Source organism: Shewanella yunxiaonensis (assembly GCF_018223345.1).
GTDB classification, from domain to species: domain Bacteria; phylum Pseudomonadota; class Gammaproteobacteria; order Enterobacterales; family Shewanellaceae; genus Shewanella; species Shewanella yunxiaonensis.
Genome location: NZ_CP073587.1, coordinates 2,891,130 through 2,905,185, shown reverse-complemented (window position 1 = coordinate 2,905,185; position 14,056 = coordinate 2,891,130). Strand labels below are relative to the sequence as shown.

Genomic DNA, 14,056 nt, shown 5'->3' with positions numbered 1-14,056 from the left:
AGTTGACATTTCGGCGCTAAAAACGGCTCAAATCAGATTACTTGTTAGCCAACTCATCCATCAGTCTACGATTTTCATCGACAAGTTTTTTGTGCTGAGTCAGCAGCTCTATGTAGTCTGAATTACTGGGCTCTGCCAGATGTTCCTCTTCCAGCGCATGAATGCGGTGGGCAATGCTTTTAATCTGGGCGCTATTTGAGTCAATTTTATGCTGTATTTCTGCGGCTATCATAACATCCTCCTCGTCTCCTCACTGGCTGCCATATTAAGCATAGTCAAGTCTGGTCTTGGAAGCGTAATGATTGCCAAATCGGCGATGATCCATAGCGATATGCTGTTGGCTATAGACTTTTTTTTATAGTTGAGTGCTACAGTTAAGTGGCATTTGGCTAAATCGCCAAGATAGGCAAACAACGCATGAGGTATAGGTGTGACTCACCATGAACAACATCGCTCCCATCGTATCGGCTGGCTACGTGCATCTGTATTGGGAGCAAACGATGGCATTGTCTCAACCAGCAGTCTGATCATCGGTGTCGCGGCCGCTCATACGACACAGAGCGATATCATTCTTGCCGGATTAGCCGGCTTAGTCGCCGGTGCTATGTCAATGGCTGCGGGGGAATATGTCTCCGTCAGTTCGCAAGCGGATACCGAAAATGCGGACCTAGAGCTTGAACGGCAATCATTAGCGGATGACATTGACTCTGAAAAAGAAGAACTGGCGAAAATATATGAGCACCGGGGCGTGACGCCGAAGTTGGCCTATCTGGTCGCCGAGCAGATGATGGCGCATGATGCGCTAGCAGCTCATGCCCGCGATGAAATCGGCATTACCGAAGACGGTAAAGCACAACCGCTTCAGGCGGCACTTTCCTCGGCAGCGACTTTTACCGTGGGGGCACTATTACCGCTGTTAGTGGCCTGGTTTGTAGCACCGTCACAGCTAATCAATCTGGTGGCTATCTCGTCGCTGTTTTTTTTGGCTGTGCTTGGCGGTATTGCCGCGGTTACCGGTGGCGCTCCAATATTCAGAGCTTGTGTCAGGGTGACATTTTGGGGAGCTATCGCCATGTTGATCACCGCCGCCGTGGGGCATTTGTTCGGTGTGTCGGTGTAGTTATAGGGGATAAAAATTGAGTGGGACGTGAATTCACATTCACTATTAATTGGCGTGGACGAAGGTGACACCATGCTTGCCGTTTTTCTTAATCTGATACATCGCCTGGTCGGCAAGCGTATACAGGGCATTAAAACCAACATAAGGCGTGATGAATTCGCACACACCCACACTAAAACCGATGTGTGCCACGCCGTTTTCGAGTGTGACCGGTTGTTGCCCTCGTATCAGTAAGGCGTCGACAAACTGTTCGATGGCCGCGCGGGAGACATTAACAGACAACAGCACGAACTCATCGCCACCCATGCGTGCGACCAGGGTATTTGGCGGTGCCATGCTCGCTAACCAATGGGCGACTTTGATCAGCAACGCATCACCGGCACGATGACCAAACTGATCGTTGACCGCCTTGAAGTCATCCAGATCGATAAAAATCACTGCGGCTGCCTGTTGTGGCTGCGTCAGATTCAGTTGGTTGAATTCCTGTTCCAGTTTGGCACGGTTGAGCACTCCGGTGAGCGGGTCACTGCTGGCAAGTTTTGCCAGTTCCAGTTCATAGCGCTTTTCTTGGGTGATATCGATGTGAGTCCCCATCATCCGCAGTGGCTGACCTTGTGCGTCAAATTCAACAACACGGCCGCGGTCTGACACCCAACTGTGACTGCCATTTTTATGCAACATGCGGTGTACAACCTGATAGGAACTGGTTTTCCCTGCCAGATGGTCATCCAGGGCGGCGACTACTTGCGGGTAGTCATCCGGATGCAATTTGCTTTTCCAGATATCAACGGTGGCTTCCAGCTCCTGAGGGCTGAAGCCTAACATCTGCCCCCATTCCATGTTGAATATGGTGAGTTTGCCGGTCGGCACATGTTGCTCCCACAAACACAAACCCGTGCCATCCAGCGCGGCATTAAGCCTTTCTTCAAGACGCTTATTTTCCTGTTTTAGCCGGCGGTTTTCCTGTGTCAGCTGCTCAAGCTTTTGTAGATAGTCATTCATAAATGAGAGGTTTGTGGCTACAGGTGGATTGAACGCCTAAGACTATACCTTAGCAACACCAGCGAAGACAGTGAGCTGTATAGCTGCCTTGTGCTGTTCATAGCCCGTCACGAAAGTATTTGACGTCATATCGTTGTGCAAAATTAACGCGATTGACGCTTATCTACGTGATTTATGTTAGATAAATGTATCTTTATTATTTACAAATGATAATTGTTATCGTTATTATTCGCCGCAATTGCATGCTCAACCGTCAACAGAAGGCATTGTTGGCATTGAGATGCTCATCATCAACGCATTTAAGCGTCATCTAAAAAGTCTTCTCAGGATTGGAATGACTTTGCTGAGGATGGACGCAAATGGAGAGTCTTTGGATGTCTAATAAGGGCATTTTTCATGTTGCAGCGCTGCCATTGGCAATTATGTTAGGGTTGACCCAGCAGGCCATAGCGGATGATGCGTCAGCCGATATTGAACACCTGGAAGTTACCAGCCTGCGCCAACCTTTTCGTGGCGATGTACCACTGAAATCTCAACCCCAAAGCATTGAAACCTTATCTTTTGAGCAGCTAAGTGATGCCGGCGTTACGAGCTTTATGGACGCTCTCGATCTATCTGCTTCTGTGAGTCGGCAGAACAATTTTGGTGGCGTCTGGGACAGTTTTGCCGTCCGTGGTTTTATTGGTGATGAAAACGTGCCATCAGGTTACCTGGTCAACGGCTATAACGCTGGTCGAGGTTTCGGTGGCACCCGTGATACTTCCAATATCGAAAGTATTGAAATTATGAAAGGTCCGGGCTCTGCCTTATATGGGCGTTCAGAGCCTGGTGGTACGATTAATATCATTACCAAAAAGCCGAAATTTGAGCAGGAAGGGTATCTGCAAGCTTCTGCCGGACGTTGGGATAATTATCGTCTGGAAGGTGATTACACCAATGCAATTACAGACACGCTAGCGTTCAGAATCAACGGTGCTTATGAAGATAAAGGGAGTTTTCGGGACCCGGTCGATTCAGAAAAACGGGTGTTAACCCCGTCAGTGTTGTGGTTGATCAATGATGACACCCGTCTTAATTATGAGCTGGAGTATGTCGACCAAAAAGTGCCGTTTGATCGCGGTATTGTTGCGGTTGATGGCGATCCGGAAGTGTTGCCGGTGACGCGATTTTTGGGTGAAGCAAGCGATGGTGCGATGCAGATTGATGTTTTAGCACATCAACTGTCACTTGAGCATGATATGGGTAAATGGCAGGTGTTGGGAGGGCTGAGTTATCGGGATACCGGGTTTAAAGGCTATGCCAGTGATCCGGAACTGGTCAGTAGCCGGCAGTTGCTATACACCGATGGGGAAACGCTGAGTCGGCAACATAACTACCGGGATTTTTCATCGACCGATGTGTCAGGCCGTCTGGAACTGAGTGGCAGCGTCGATACTGCCAGTTTTACGCATCATCTGTTGATGGGTATCGATGGTTACCATTTTCATTTCGATAAGTATTGGGAGCGTTTTCGCCCAACTGCCGGAGATGCCACCTACAGCATCAACATCTACGACCCAGTTTATGGTCAAATCGCCCCGGCAGGTACAGTGCTGTACGATCAGACCGAAACTCAGGACAGTTACGGCCTTTACCTACAAGATCAATTGGATCTAACCGCTCAATGGAAAGTGCTTGTCGGTGGTCGCTATGACAGTTTTGAACAGACTATTGTTAAGCATAATACCCAGACTGAAACCGAACAGAGTCAGAATATGTTCAGTCCCCGCGCCGGTTTGGTCTATGAGTGGCAACCCTGGCTAAGCTTTTATGGTAGTTATTCTGAAGGTTTTCGTCCTAATACCGGAACCGATTACCGCGGTGTAGCGTTTAAACCGGAAGAGAGTAAATCCTATGAAATGGGGACTAAATTCGACACTGCCTTCATCACCGGTTCTGTTGCCTTGTTCCGTGCAGAAAAAAGTAATGTGCTAACCGCAGATCCGGTTAACTCAGGATTTTCTGCAACCCTGGGCGAGGCTGAAAGCCAGGGGATTGAGATTGAGTTGGCAGGTAATCTGACGGAACACACCCGCGTGTGGCTGTCTTACGCTTACACCGATGCCAAAACGGCCAATGATGTGATTAACGCTGACTGGGGGGTCACCATTCCGAAAGGCAGTCGCCTGATCAACATTCCGAAACACAGTGGCAATCTGACCTTAAAACATGATACCGAGCTGTTTGGTAAAGACACCGCGGTTGGGGCTTCAGTGCAATACGTCGGTTCGCGGCTGGGAGAAACGATTGATCCGAGTTATGTGCTACCGGCTTATACTCTGGTTAATCTGTTTGGCACTTATGCCGCGTCTGACGCGTTATCACTGCAGTTCAACGTGACCAACTTGTTTGATGAGGCTTATTACCCCAGCTCTTACTCTGCAATCTGGACCATGCCCGGGGAACCTCGGAGTTACAAGGTTAGCGTGCGCTATAGTTTCTAAGCTTTTTATCCCCGGTGCCAGTGAATGCTGGCACCTTCTTTAGCCTCTCTCGCTATTACGCTTTTTGCTTGGTTGCAGTAATGCCAACAAGCATTCACGATTTTTATAGATCTCACAACCGGTTGGTCACCGCGCTGCTTCGCAGCGATTAAAGGCTGGTATTGGGGCAGTTAACCGTTCAATATCGCCTCATTAGTGTTGCTGCTGACGGTGGAAATACTGTCAGAGGTATTAGGGTGTTACCGAGGTAGAGTCATGAAAATCGCAGGCCGGGCCAGTCTGATTGCGCCATTTTATGCAATGGAAGTCGCCAAAGAGGCGAGCCGCATTGCGTCCACTCAGGGCCCGCATGATCCGCCGATGATCCATCTGACGCTGGGAGAACCCGATTTCACCGCTCCGCCTTTAGTGCAGCAAGCGGCCAGCCGTGCGATTGAACAGGCACAAACGCAATATACCCCAGCATTGGGCATTAGCCCGCTACGTGAGGCGGTCAGTCACTGGTATCAACAACGCTTTGGGCTAAATGTGCCAGCCTCTCGCATTGTGATCACAGCAGGGGCTTCTGCTGCATTGCAGCTGGCCTGCACAGCCTTGGTGGATGAGGGCGACGAAATCCTGATGCCAGATCCTTGTTACCCGTGTAACCGTCATTTCGTGATGGCTGCTGGTGGCACTCCGGTGATGATCCCGACGACTGCGGCGGAACGGTTTCAATTGAGTCTGGCAAAAGTTCGTGATTACTGGCGTGCGCAGACGCAGGGAATTTTGGTCGCGTCGCCGTCCAATCCGACTGGGACGTCGGTGGCGTTGGACGAATTACGACAGATCCATCAGTACGTCAAAGCGCAGCATGGTGTAACCATCGTCGACGAGCTGTATCTTGGCCTCAGTTATAACGATGAGTTTGGGATGTCGGCGCTATCGCTGGATGACAGCATCATCAGTATCAATAGTTTTTCCAAATACTTTTCCATGACTGGCTGGCGGCTGGGATGGATGGTGGTGCCGGAAGTGCTGGTACCGATTATTGAACGGCTTGCGCAGAATTTGTTTATCTGTCCCAATGCCATCGCCCAGTATGCGGCGCTGCAATGCTTTGCACCTGCGAGTCTTGAGGAATATGAACAGCGGCGCGCAGAATATAGACGCCGTCGCGACTGGTTTGTCCCGGAGCTCAACGCTTTGGGACTCACGGTTCCCGTGATGCCGGATGGTGCGTTTTACGCTTGGGCAGATTGTTCTGCCTGGATGCAGGCGTGGGGGCTAGATTCCAGTTGGGATTTCACCTTTGAACTGATGAAGCGGTGTCAGGTTGCGGTATCTCCGGGCAAAGATTTTGGGAGTGCCGATACCGCCAAGTTTGTACGTTTTTCTACCGCTAATTCCATGGAAAATCTACAAGAGGCGATTCGCCGGCTTAAGCAGATTAAGCCGGTTTAAAAAGGTAGAAAGCCGATAGTTACTTACTGGGGGTCGCGCGCTTTTGCTGCACGTCGCGTACGACGGTTACGGCAGAAAATGCGCGGGGCCAACCTATGTAATACGCCAGATGCGATACTACGCCGCCAGCCTCCTTGGCCGTCAGACCATTGTCCATCGCCCGATTAAGATGGTAACCGAGCTGTTGGGCTTGCCCCATTGCCAGTAATGCCGCCATTGTCACCAAACTGCGGTCACGTGGAGTCAGTTGCGGCCGTCGCCATAATTCGCCAAACAGGATCTGGTCAGTGTCATCGGCTAAGCCTGGGACATATGGACGAACCGTGTCATTTACTACTTTCAGGCGTGCAGCTTCCGCGGTCGCGTCCAGTATCAGGCTTTTCTCATCACCGTCTGCGGCAGGTATTATCTGACGTTGCTGGTAAATGCGCTCCAACACACGCACTGCCGGTAACACATTGGGCCAGCCACAATAAAACGCTAACTGCAGTAATGTTTCATTGAGTTCTGTGGGCGTTAGTCCGTGTTGCAATCCATAGGTTACCGGCGCGGAAATCTGTTCGCTTTTCCCCATAGCAACCAAGGCCGCTACCGTCACTAACGACCGATCCCGACGTGAAAGGTCGTTGCGGTTCCACAGTGTTTGATTCACCAGGGTATTAGTGTAATGCGCCAGATTCGGCGTGGTTTTGCTGAGCACAGTGTTGTCATAGTCAAGCGGCTTGATGGTAGTTGTGGCTGTTACTCCCGCAGTTACCGTCAGACCTGTAGCCATCGTGACGCCCTTTAATACATGCATTAATGTGACCTCTGCCGATATTGTGGTTTTAACGTCATGACTTAGCCCAGATAATCTCGATCGGCGACCAGTTCCATCCAGATTGCGGCAGGCTCAGTGTCTGAGGCTTCCGCAACCGCAACATGGGTCATTGCCTTAGTGTCGCTGGCGCCATGCCAGTGCTTTTCATTGGCGCCAATCCATACTGTGTCTCCGGCCTGTATCACCTGTTTCACCTCTCCGGCTTTTTGGATCCAGCCTAGCCCCTGCGTGACAAATAACAGCTGTCCGGTGCCATGAGCATGCCAGGCAGTGCGGGCTCCCGGTTCAAAGGTGACAATTGCTGAGCTGAGTCGGGACGGAGCCTCCGGTGTGATATGGTTGTCAATCCGTACCCGACCGGTGAACACGCTCTCTGGCCCGGAAACGGATGGTGACGCTGCGCTTTTGATGATCTTCATACTCAATTCCTATTCGTCCGAGTTATCACTTGCAATCGATCATAGACAAACCGATTATTTAAATTAAATGATGTATTCATATTGGTTTTATATTTGAGATTCATATATGCAGCGTGAAGAACTGGGCGATTTATGGGTGTTTCTGGCCGTGGTAGAAGAGCGTAGCTTTACTAAGGCGGCGGCAAGATTAGGAACGTCGCAGTCCTCCATTAGTCATACGGTGAGGCGTTTAGAGCAGCGACTAAACCTGCAACTGCTCACCCGTACCACTCGTAGCGTTGCACCGACAGAGGCTGGATTACAGCTGATTCGTACTTTGCAGCCAGCCTTTGGGCAGATCGCCACTCAGTTAGATAACCTTAACCAGTTTCGGGAGCGGATTGTCGGGCACATCCGCCTGACGGCCACCAAGTTTGTCGCAGAAAGTATCTTGTTACCCGCGGTCAATCGCCTGTTATCGCAGCATCCCCAGTTGCAGATTGAAATCTCGGTCGAACAGCGCTTGCTGGATTTGGCTGCGGAAGGTTTTGATGCCGGGGTGCGGCTCGGTGAGCAGGTGGCGAAAGATATGGTGGCGGTGCGTATCAGCCCGGATCTGCGCTTTCTGGTGGCAGGTTCGCCTGCCTATTTCGCCGAACATCCTCGACCGCTGACGCCTCAGCAACTCACCGAGCATAACTGTATCAATTTACGGCTGCCGACAGCAGGCGGCCTATATACTTGGGAATTTAAAAAAGCCGGCCGCGAACTGAATGTGAGAGTGGCGGGACAGCTCGTCTGTAATGAGCCCGATCTGGTGACCAAGGCGGCCCTTGCGGGGGCAGGACTGTGTTTTCAGCCGGAAGATGCGTTAGCCGATGCAATCAAACAAGGTAAATTGCTAGCGGTACTGGAAGACTGGTGTCCGTTGCAACCCGGATATCATCTTTATTTCCCCAGTCGGCAACAACATTCGGCGGCCTTTCGGTTGCTGATTGATGCGTTAAAATATCCGCCGATAAATACGGTCTGACAAGTTGCGCGACAACAGACTTAACTGGACCGCCGGATAAAACTGAGCTGGCGCGGGGCGGCAATACGCAGGTAATCCTCGACGTTAAGGATAATCGAGCGTTCCAACGTCCCGGCGTTAAAGGCGATTTCCTCATAGCGTTGAAACAAGTATGGATCGGCGATAAGTATCAGCGCTGGATGAAAACTAAAGGGCGGAATGGCGCCCGCCACACAACCGGTAAACTGCTGCATCTCCACCGGACTTGCCAGTGATGCTTTGCGTGCCCCGAATGCCGTTGCCAGTATTGCCAATTCCGCCTGACAGTCAGCAGGTAGTACGGCCAATACATGCTGTTTTACCCCATTACCTTTGAGATGGCACAGCAGTGCTTTGGCGCCTTGTCCCAACGCGGTGCCGCGAATTGCTGCGACCTGTTCACACTTACCTGCGGTAGGGTGTTCGACCACGCGAAAGCGGGCATTTGCCTGCAACAGTGTTTGCTGCAGCTGCTGAAAAATATCCTGTGTTGCCAAAGTCATAAATACTAAGGGACTGAATTATGCTGTAGCAGTCCAGTATACCCGCTGACATGAGTCAGCTTACACATATTGCTGCAACCATTGTTTAAACTGGCCTTTGGGCAATGCACCCGAGATGCGTGCGACTTCCCGACCATGATGGTATATCGCCAATGTCGGAATAGAACGGATCTGCAGGCGCGAAGCGGTCATCTGATTGTCTTGTGTATCGAGTTTGACAAAGGTCGCTTGCGTCGCCATTTCGGCAGCAACATCAGTAAATACCGGCGCAAACTGACGACAAGGACCACACCACGGCGCCCAGAAATCCACCACTACAGGCAGATCATTTTTGTCAATAAAGCGCTGGAAATTTTGGTCAGTAGCCATCACTGGATGAGCACTGATAAGGGCATTTTTGCATTTGCCACACAGCGGCTGTGCGCTAAGTTTGTCGGCAGGGATCCGGTTGATTACCCCACAGTGTGGGCATACCAGTTGAACGGCAGTTGTTTGAGTCATGAGAGCTCCATAACACGCTAGCAATAAATACTATCAGTTATATGAGATTTTTTGCATGTATTTTCAAGGGGTCGAGTAACAGAATCGGTGATTATTTTTCCGTAGCGTCGTCATGGTTGATGTTGAAGCAAAAATTTGTCTTTAAATGATGATAAACAGAAAATTATTTCTTATATTGTGTCACACGAATGAAATTTTCATCACAAGGTCTTCGGCCATTTTGGAATAACACGATGGAACTGGATAAAACTGATAAAACGCTGCTGCAACTGCTACAACAGGATGCAACGCTGTCGTTGAATGCGCTGGCTGAGGCGGTGAATCTAACCACCACGCCGTGCTGGAAACGCCTGAAGCGCCTAGAAGATGCTGGCGTGATTAACAAGCGTGTCGTGTTGTTAGATCCGGAAAAAGTCGGGCTGGAACTGACGGCGTTTGTGATGGTGAAGATCAATGATCATTCCCATGAGTGGTATGTGCATTTTGTAAATGCCGTTAGTGAGTTTGCTGAAGTGATGGAATTCTATCGCATGGCAGGTGAATACGATTACATGATGAAAGTGCTGGTGGCTGATATGAAAAGCTTTGACGAGTTTTATAAAAAACTCGTCAACTGTGTTGCCGGTATCTCTAAAGTCACATCGACTTTTGCCATGGAGCCACTGAAGTACACCACGGCATTGCCGTTGTGAAGATTACAGTGCTTTTTGCACCATGATGTCGAGGATCTGTTGATCGGTATGGCTCATGGCGCCGTTAGCCAGTGCTGACAGATTGCGAATGGAACTCTCAACATCGTCAGCCACAATCCCTTCCTGACCGGTCACATGAATGTTATCAATGGCCATTAAGCTGGACTTTACTGCGGCACCTGCCGAGGAAGAAACCTTCATGGCACAGGCATTTTTCGCACCGTCGCAAATCACTCCAGCCACATCACCAATCATACTGCTGACAGCATAGCTGATCTGCTGATAATCACCGCCCAGCAGATAGGTGATCCCGGCAGCAGAGCCCATGGCTGCGGTGGTCACGGCACATAAGGCGGACAATTTGTGTTGGTGGTGCTTGATATAAATTGCCAGCAGATGCGACAACATCAGTGCCCGCAACAACTGTTCATGAGACGATTTCAGATATTCAGCGGCAACCACTACGGGCATCGTCGCGGCAATGCCCTGGTTGCCGGAGCCGGAATTGCTCATTGCAGGTAACATGGCACCCCCCATGCGTGCATCCGATGCGGCGGCCGAACGGCTGATCACATCGGTGAGCAGCCCACCACTGATCAGACCTCGTGCCACATGGCGTTTTAACGTGGCCCCAACTTGCAAACCGTAATTGGCATTAAGCCCTTCCTGCGATAGCGCTTCATTCAGTTGTTTAGCTTGTTCGATAAATGCCAGTCGTTCCAGTGGTACCTGAGTAACAAATTCATAGATATCCTGAACTGAGGTTTGTGAGGGTAACCGTGGCATTTCGGAAGTTGTCTGTTCTGCTTCTGGATCTACTTGACGAATAAAGGTGGTAATGCCGCTTTCTTCGATTGCCACCACTTTGGTGTGTTCATCAGCGATAGTGACCGTGACCCACTTTCCTTGTGCGAACAGGGTGACTTTTGCCAACAATACCCGGCTGGTGTTAGCGACTGCCACAGTTACATTTCCCTGAGCCAACAACTGTTTGGCGCTTGCGAGAGTGTCACTGCTCAGGCTATGAAACACTTCAAGCCCGGCAGCAGCATCGCCGCCCATGGCTCCCGCCGCAGCCGCAATGGCCAGACCTGTCATGCCGGTACCTGGGACTTTTACTCCCATGCCGTTTTTCATCAGATTGGGCGAGACTTCAACCTGGATAGATTCTGGTGATTGCTGCAATTTACCGCGGGCAATTGCTGCCGCCAGGCCCACAGAAACAGGCTCAGTACAACCTAGTGCCGGGATTACTTCGGCCTTTACAGTATTGATAAACAGGTCCCACAGATCGTTACGCATGTTATTGCAGATTCCAGTAATTAAGCTGAAATCAAGATAACGTGAACGGCAGAGAATAACCTTGCTATTTTTAAGTAATAAATGAAAGTGAGGAGAAAATATTTCTATTCAAGTTGGGTAATTTGAAAAATAAATTTTCATTTATTGAGCTGTGTGGGCTCATTTTCTGTATCAGGGCATGATGTCACCACCCCCGCCACCTGCAATACAACGGGCGATAATTCAGCAAGTATTCGGCAAAAATTTTATCTACATCAACAACCCGGCTGGCAGAGCTACGTAAACTAATATGGCTTCTGTAGGACGGAAGCTTTGTGTCCGTAAGAACCCGTTCTTCTTTTGTTTTGGCAGCGGTTACTACCTCAATTGGTGGTGACTCGTCACATCTGCCCCGCCTGCGCTGGTGGCAGCATTCGTCAGCAACTGCAGAGCATGCCGGACCAGCCCGATTGCGAACCGATGTTTAACAACATGGGGGCGGGGGTATTGGTCGGCTGCGCCTGAAGTTAGCGCCTCAGTGTTTGCTTAGTATCAATCTCCCCCCCCTTAATCTCGTTAACGCCGGTTACCCAGGATTCTGCTGTTTGCGCTTAATTCATGCGGAGATGGCATTTTATTTTGGTGCCTTCGCCACATTGCTTTCTGGCATGGCATCGCAGACATCAATCAATTAGCACCAAATTGGAGTGTGCCATGAGCGAACAATATCAAAAAATGTGGACGGAACTGGGGCTCGATCTCAAGGCACATGATGCCTTGCTGGGCGTATTGTCTGAGGCGTATCAGAAGATCTTTATGGCACAGGATAATCGCCCGCAAGCTATGAGCTATTTTGACTTTGTGATGAGCGAAGTCCACGGTCTGCGTATAAAGGAACTGTTGGATGAGAAGGCTGCCGGACGCAAGATCATCGGCTCCTATTGTGTCTTCGTGCCGGAAGAGATCGCGCTGGCCGCCAATGCCACTTTGATCGGCCTGTGTACCGGTGCCGACTTTGCCACTGAGGAAGTGGAGAAATACCTGCCGCGTAATACCTGTGCATTAATTAAATCAGCTTTTGGCTTTAAGCTCGGCCGAGTGTGCCCTTATCTGGAAACCACTGACATGGTGGTTGGGGAAAACACTTGTGATGGCAAAAAGAAAGCTTACGAGTCGTTCAAAGAGATTATCAACAATCTGTATGTGATGGATTTGCCTCAGGTGAAGTCGGCCAATGGCAAGGCCTTACTTAAAGCCGAATATGTGCGTTTTAAAGAAGCGGTAGAACAGCTGACCGGCGTTAAAGTTACCGTGGAATCATTAAAAGCAGCCATCAAACTGGTGAATGCTAAACGTGCCGCCATGCTGCGCTTGTATCAGCTACGTGCGGCAGATCCAGCGCCGATCTCTGGCCTTGATGCGCTGCTGGCAAATCAAGTGTTCTTCTACGATAACCCAGAACGCTTTACCGCCTCGGTGAACAAGATCTGTGATGAACTGGAACAACGTATCAAGGAGAACACCGGGGCTTTCCCGGCTAAGCTGCCGCGTATTCTGGTATCCGGTTGTCCGCAAGCCATGCCAAACTGGAAACTACCTGCCATCATCGAAACGTCCGGTGCGGTAATTGTGGGTGAAGAATCTTGCGTGGGCGAGCGCGGGGTACGCAATCTGGTGGATGGATCGGGCGATAGCGTCGATGAAATGCTGGACGCTATCGTGGAACGTTATTTTCAAGTGGACTGTGCCATCTTCACCCCTAACTGTGATCGTTTGCAACATATCGAACAGATGGCAAAAGCCTATCACGCAGACGGGGTCATTCATTATGGCTTGCAGTTCTGTACCCCGTATCTGATGGAGTCCATGCCAGTACAGAAAGCGCTGGAGCAGAAGAATATCCCCTGTCTGCGTATTGAAACGGACTACAGTATGGAAGACATGGGCCAGCTGAAAACCCGCGTAGAAGCCTTTATTGAACAGCTGAAATAATGGAGGCTGCGGTGAGCAGTTTTGCTGGAGTTGATATCGGTTCGCGGTCGATAGAACTGGTGCTGGTAGACGCCGCAGGTCAGATATTGCAGCAGATGCAGGCTGATACTGGCTTTGACCCTATGGCTGAGGCGAAACGGATGCTGGCAGAGGTCGAGTATCAGCAGATTATGGCGACAGGTTATGGGCGTAATCTGTTTGAGATCTCTTTCGATGCGACTACTGTAACTGAGATCAAGGCGCATGCCTGCGGTGCCAGAGCTTGTTTCCCAACGGCTGAAACCGTGCTGGATATCGGTGGCCAGGACAGTAAAGCGATAGCTCTGTTTCCCAATGGCAAGGTGAAAAAGTTTGAGATGAATGATCGCTGTGCCGCTGGCACCGGAAAGTTCCTGGAGATAATGGCGAAAGCGCTGGGTTTTAGTTTGTCCGAGTTCAGCGAGCAGGCGCTGGCGGCTACCAGTGATATCAATATCTCCAGCATGTGTACTGTGTTTGCTGAGTCTGAGGTGACATCGCTGATTGGGCGCGGACAGAGCCGTCAGGCGATTGCCCGAGGTCTGCATCAGAGTGTGGTGCGGCGGGTTAAAACCATGCTTAACCGAGTATCAACCGAAGGCGATATTGTGTTCACTGGTGGCGTTGCCAACAATGCCTGCATGGTGCAGTTTCTGGCAGAAACGCTACAGCGTCAGATATTGGTGCCGCCACAGCCGCAGTTTATCGGCGCTTATGGGGCGGCGTTACTGGCGGCAGGGTTGTAGGTGATT

General features: G+C 50.4%; 14 protein-coding genes. 7 read left to right on the top strand and 7 right to left on the bottom strand.

What is annotated here, in order from left to right:
• Positions 1-37 precede the first annotated feature (37 nt).
• A complete protein-coding gene (locus KDN34_RS13350) occupies positions 38-232 on the bottom strand; it encodes a hypothetical protein (RefSeq protein WP_212594214.1) in 195 nt (64 codons plus the stop codon).
• A 198-nt stretch (positions 233-430) separates the two neighbouring features.
• Here KDN34_RS13350 and KDN34_RS13345 point away from each other — a divergent pair, with 198 nt between their 5' ends.
• Positions 431-1,120: a VIT1/CCC1 transporter family protein gene (locus tag KDN34_RS13345; RefSeq protein WP_212594213.1), complete on the top strand. Its 690-nt coding sequence runs from the start codon at positions 431-433 to the stop codon at positions 1,118-1,120.
• Positions 1,121-1,165: 45 nt separating this feature from the next.
• Here KDN34_RS13345 and KDN34_RS13340 read toward each other — a convergent pair whose 3' ends face one another.
• Positions 1,166-2,122, bottom strand: a complete 957-nt coding sequence (locus KDN34_RS13340; protein WP_212594212.1) for a diguanylate cyclase domain-containing protein — start codon at positions 2,120-2,122, stop codon at positions 1,166-1,168.
• Between the two features lie 374 nt (positions 2,123-2,496).
• Between KDN34_RS13340 and KDN34_RS13335 the strand changes: the two genes are divergently transcribed.
• Together KDN34_RS13335 and KDN34_RS13330 are read left to right on the top strand one after the other, a co-directional pair.
• On the top strand, positions 2,497-4,605 hold the full coding sequence (locus KDN34_RS13335) for a TonB-dependent siderophore receptor (RefSeq protein WP_212594211.1): 2,109 nt from the start codon (positions 2,497-2,499) through the stop codon (positions 4,603-4,605).
• Between the two features lie 255 nt (positions 4,606-4,860).
• Positions 4,861-6,048 carry a pyridoxal phosphate-dependent aminotransferase gene (locus KDN34_RS13330; protein ID WP_212594210.1) on the top strand — a complete coding sequence of 396 codons (1,188 nt, stop codon included), beginning with the start codon at positions 4,861-4,863 and terminating at the stop codon, positions 6,046-6,048.
• Between the two features lie 19 nt (positions 6,049-6,067).
• On the opposite strand, the gene KDN34_RS13325 is transcribed toward KDN34_RS13330, so the two are convergent.
• Complete coding sequence (locus KDN34_RS13325) at positions 6,068-6,823, bottom strand: carboxymuconolactone decarboxylase family protein (protein ID WP_212594209.1); 756 nt, start codon at positions 6,821-6,823, stop codon at positions 6,068-6,070.
• Between the two features lie 65 nt (positions 6,824-6,888).
• Positions 6,889-7,287: a (R)-mandelonitrile lyase gene (locus tag KDN34_RS13320; protein ID WP_212594208.1), complete on the bottom strand. Its 399-nt coding sequence runs from the start codon at positions 7,285-7,287 to the stop codon at positions 6,889-6,891.
• A gap of 106 nt (positions 7,288-7,393) precedes the next feature.
• Between KDN34_RS13320 and KDN34_RS13315 the strand changes: the two genes are divergently transcribed.
• On the top strand, positions 7,394-8,299 hold the full coding sequence (locus KDN34_RS13315) for a LysR family transcriptional regulator (protein WP_212594207.1): 906 nt from the start codon (positions 7,394-7,396) through the stop codon (positions 8,297-8,299).
• A gap of 20 nt (positions 8,300-8,319) precedes the next feature.
• Here the strand turns inward: KDN34_RS13315 and KDN34_RS13310 are convergent, their stop codons facing one another.
• Together KDN34_RS13310 and trxC are read right to left on the bottom strand one after the other, a co-directional pair.
• Positions 8,320-8,820, bottom strand: coding sequence for a YbaK/EbsC family protein (locus KDN34_RS13310; RefSeq protein WP_212594206.1), 501 nt, complete (start codon positions 8,818-8,820; stop codon positions 8,320-8,322).
• Between the two features lie 60 nt (positions 8,821-8,880).
• Entirely contained in the window at positions 8,881-9,321 is a 441-nt protein-coding gene (gene trxC / locus KDN34_RS13305) for a thioredoxin TrxC (RefSeq protein WP_212594205.1), read from the bottom strand.
• Positions 9,322-9,554: 233 nt separating this feature from the next.
• Here trxC and KDN34_RS13300 point away from each other — a divergent pair, with 233 nt between their 5' ends.
• Positions 9,555-10,013: an Lrp/AsnC family transcriptional regulator gene (locus KDN34_RS13300; RefSeq protein ID WP_212594204.1), complete on the top strand. Its 459-nt coding sequence runs from the start codon at positions 9,555-9,557 to the stop codon at positions 10,011-10,013.
• A gap of 3 nt (positions 10,014-10,016) precedes the next feature.
• On the opposite strand, the gene KDN34_RS13295 is transcribed toward KDN34_RS13300, so the two are convergent.
• The gene (locus KDN34_RS13295) at positions 10,017-11,315 is read right to left on the bottom strand and encodes an L-cysteine desulfidase family protein (RefSeq protein ID WP_212594203.1); all 1,299 of its coding nucleotides are present in this window, start codon (positions 11,313-11,315) and stop codon (positions 10,017-10,019) included.
• A gap of 693 nt (positions 11,316-12,008) precedes the next feature.
• On the opposite strand from KDN34_RS13295, the gene KDN34_RS13290 reads away from it, so the two are divergent.
• Both KDN34_RS13290 and KDN34_RS13285 read left to right on the top strand, forming a co-directional pair.
• Positions 12,009-13,286, top strand: coding sequence for a double-cubane-cluster-containing anaerobic reductase (locus tag KDN34_RS13290; protein ID WP_212594202.1), 1,278 nt, complete (start codon positions 12,009-12,011; stop codon positions 13,284-13,286).
• Positions 13,287-13,297: 11 nt separating this feature from the next.
• The gene (locus KDN34_RS13285; protein ID WP_212594201.1) at positions 13,298-14,050 is read left to right on the top strand and encodes an acyl-CoA dehydratase activase; all 753 of its coding nucleotides are present in this window, start codon (positions 13,298-13,300) and stop codon (positions 14,048-14,050) included.
• Positions 14,051-14,056 lie beyond the last annotated feature (6 nt).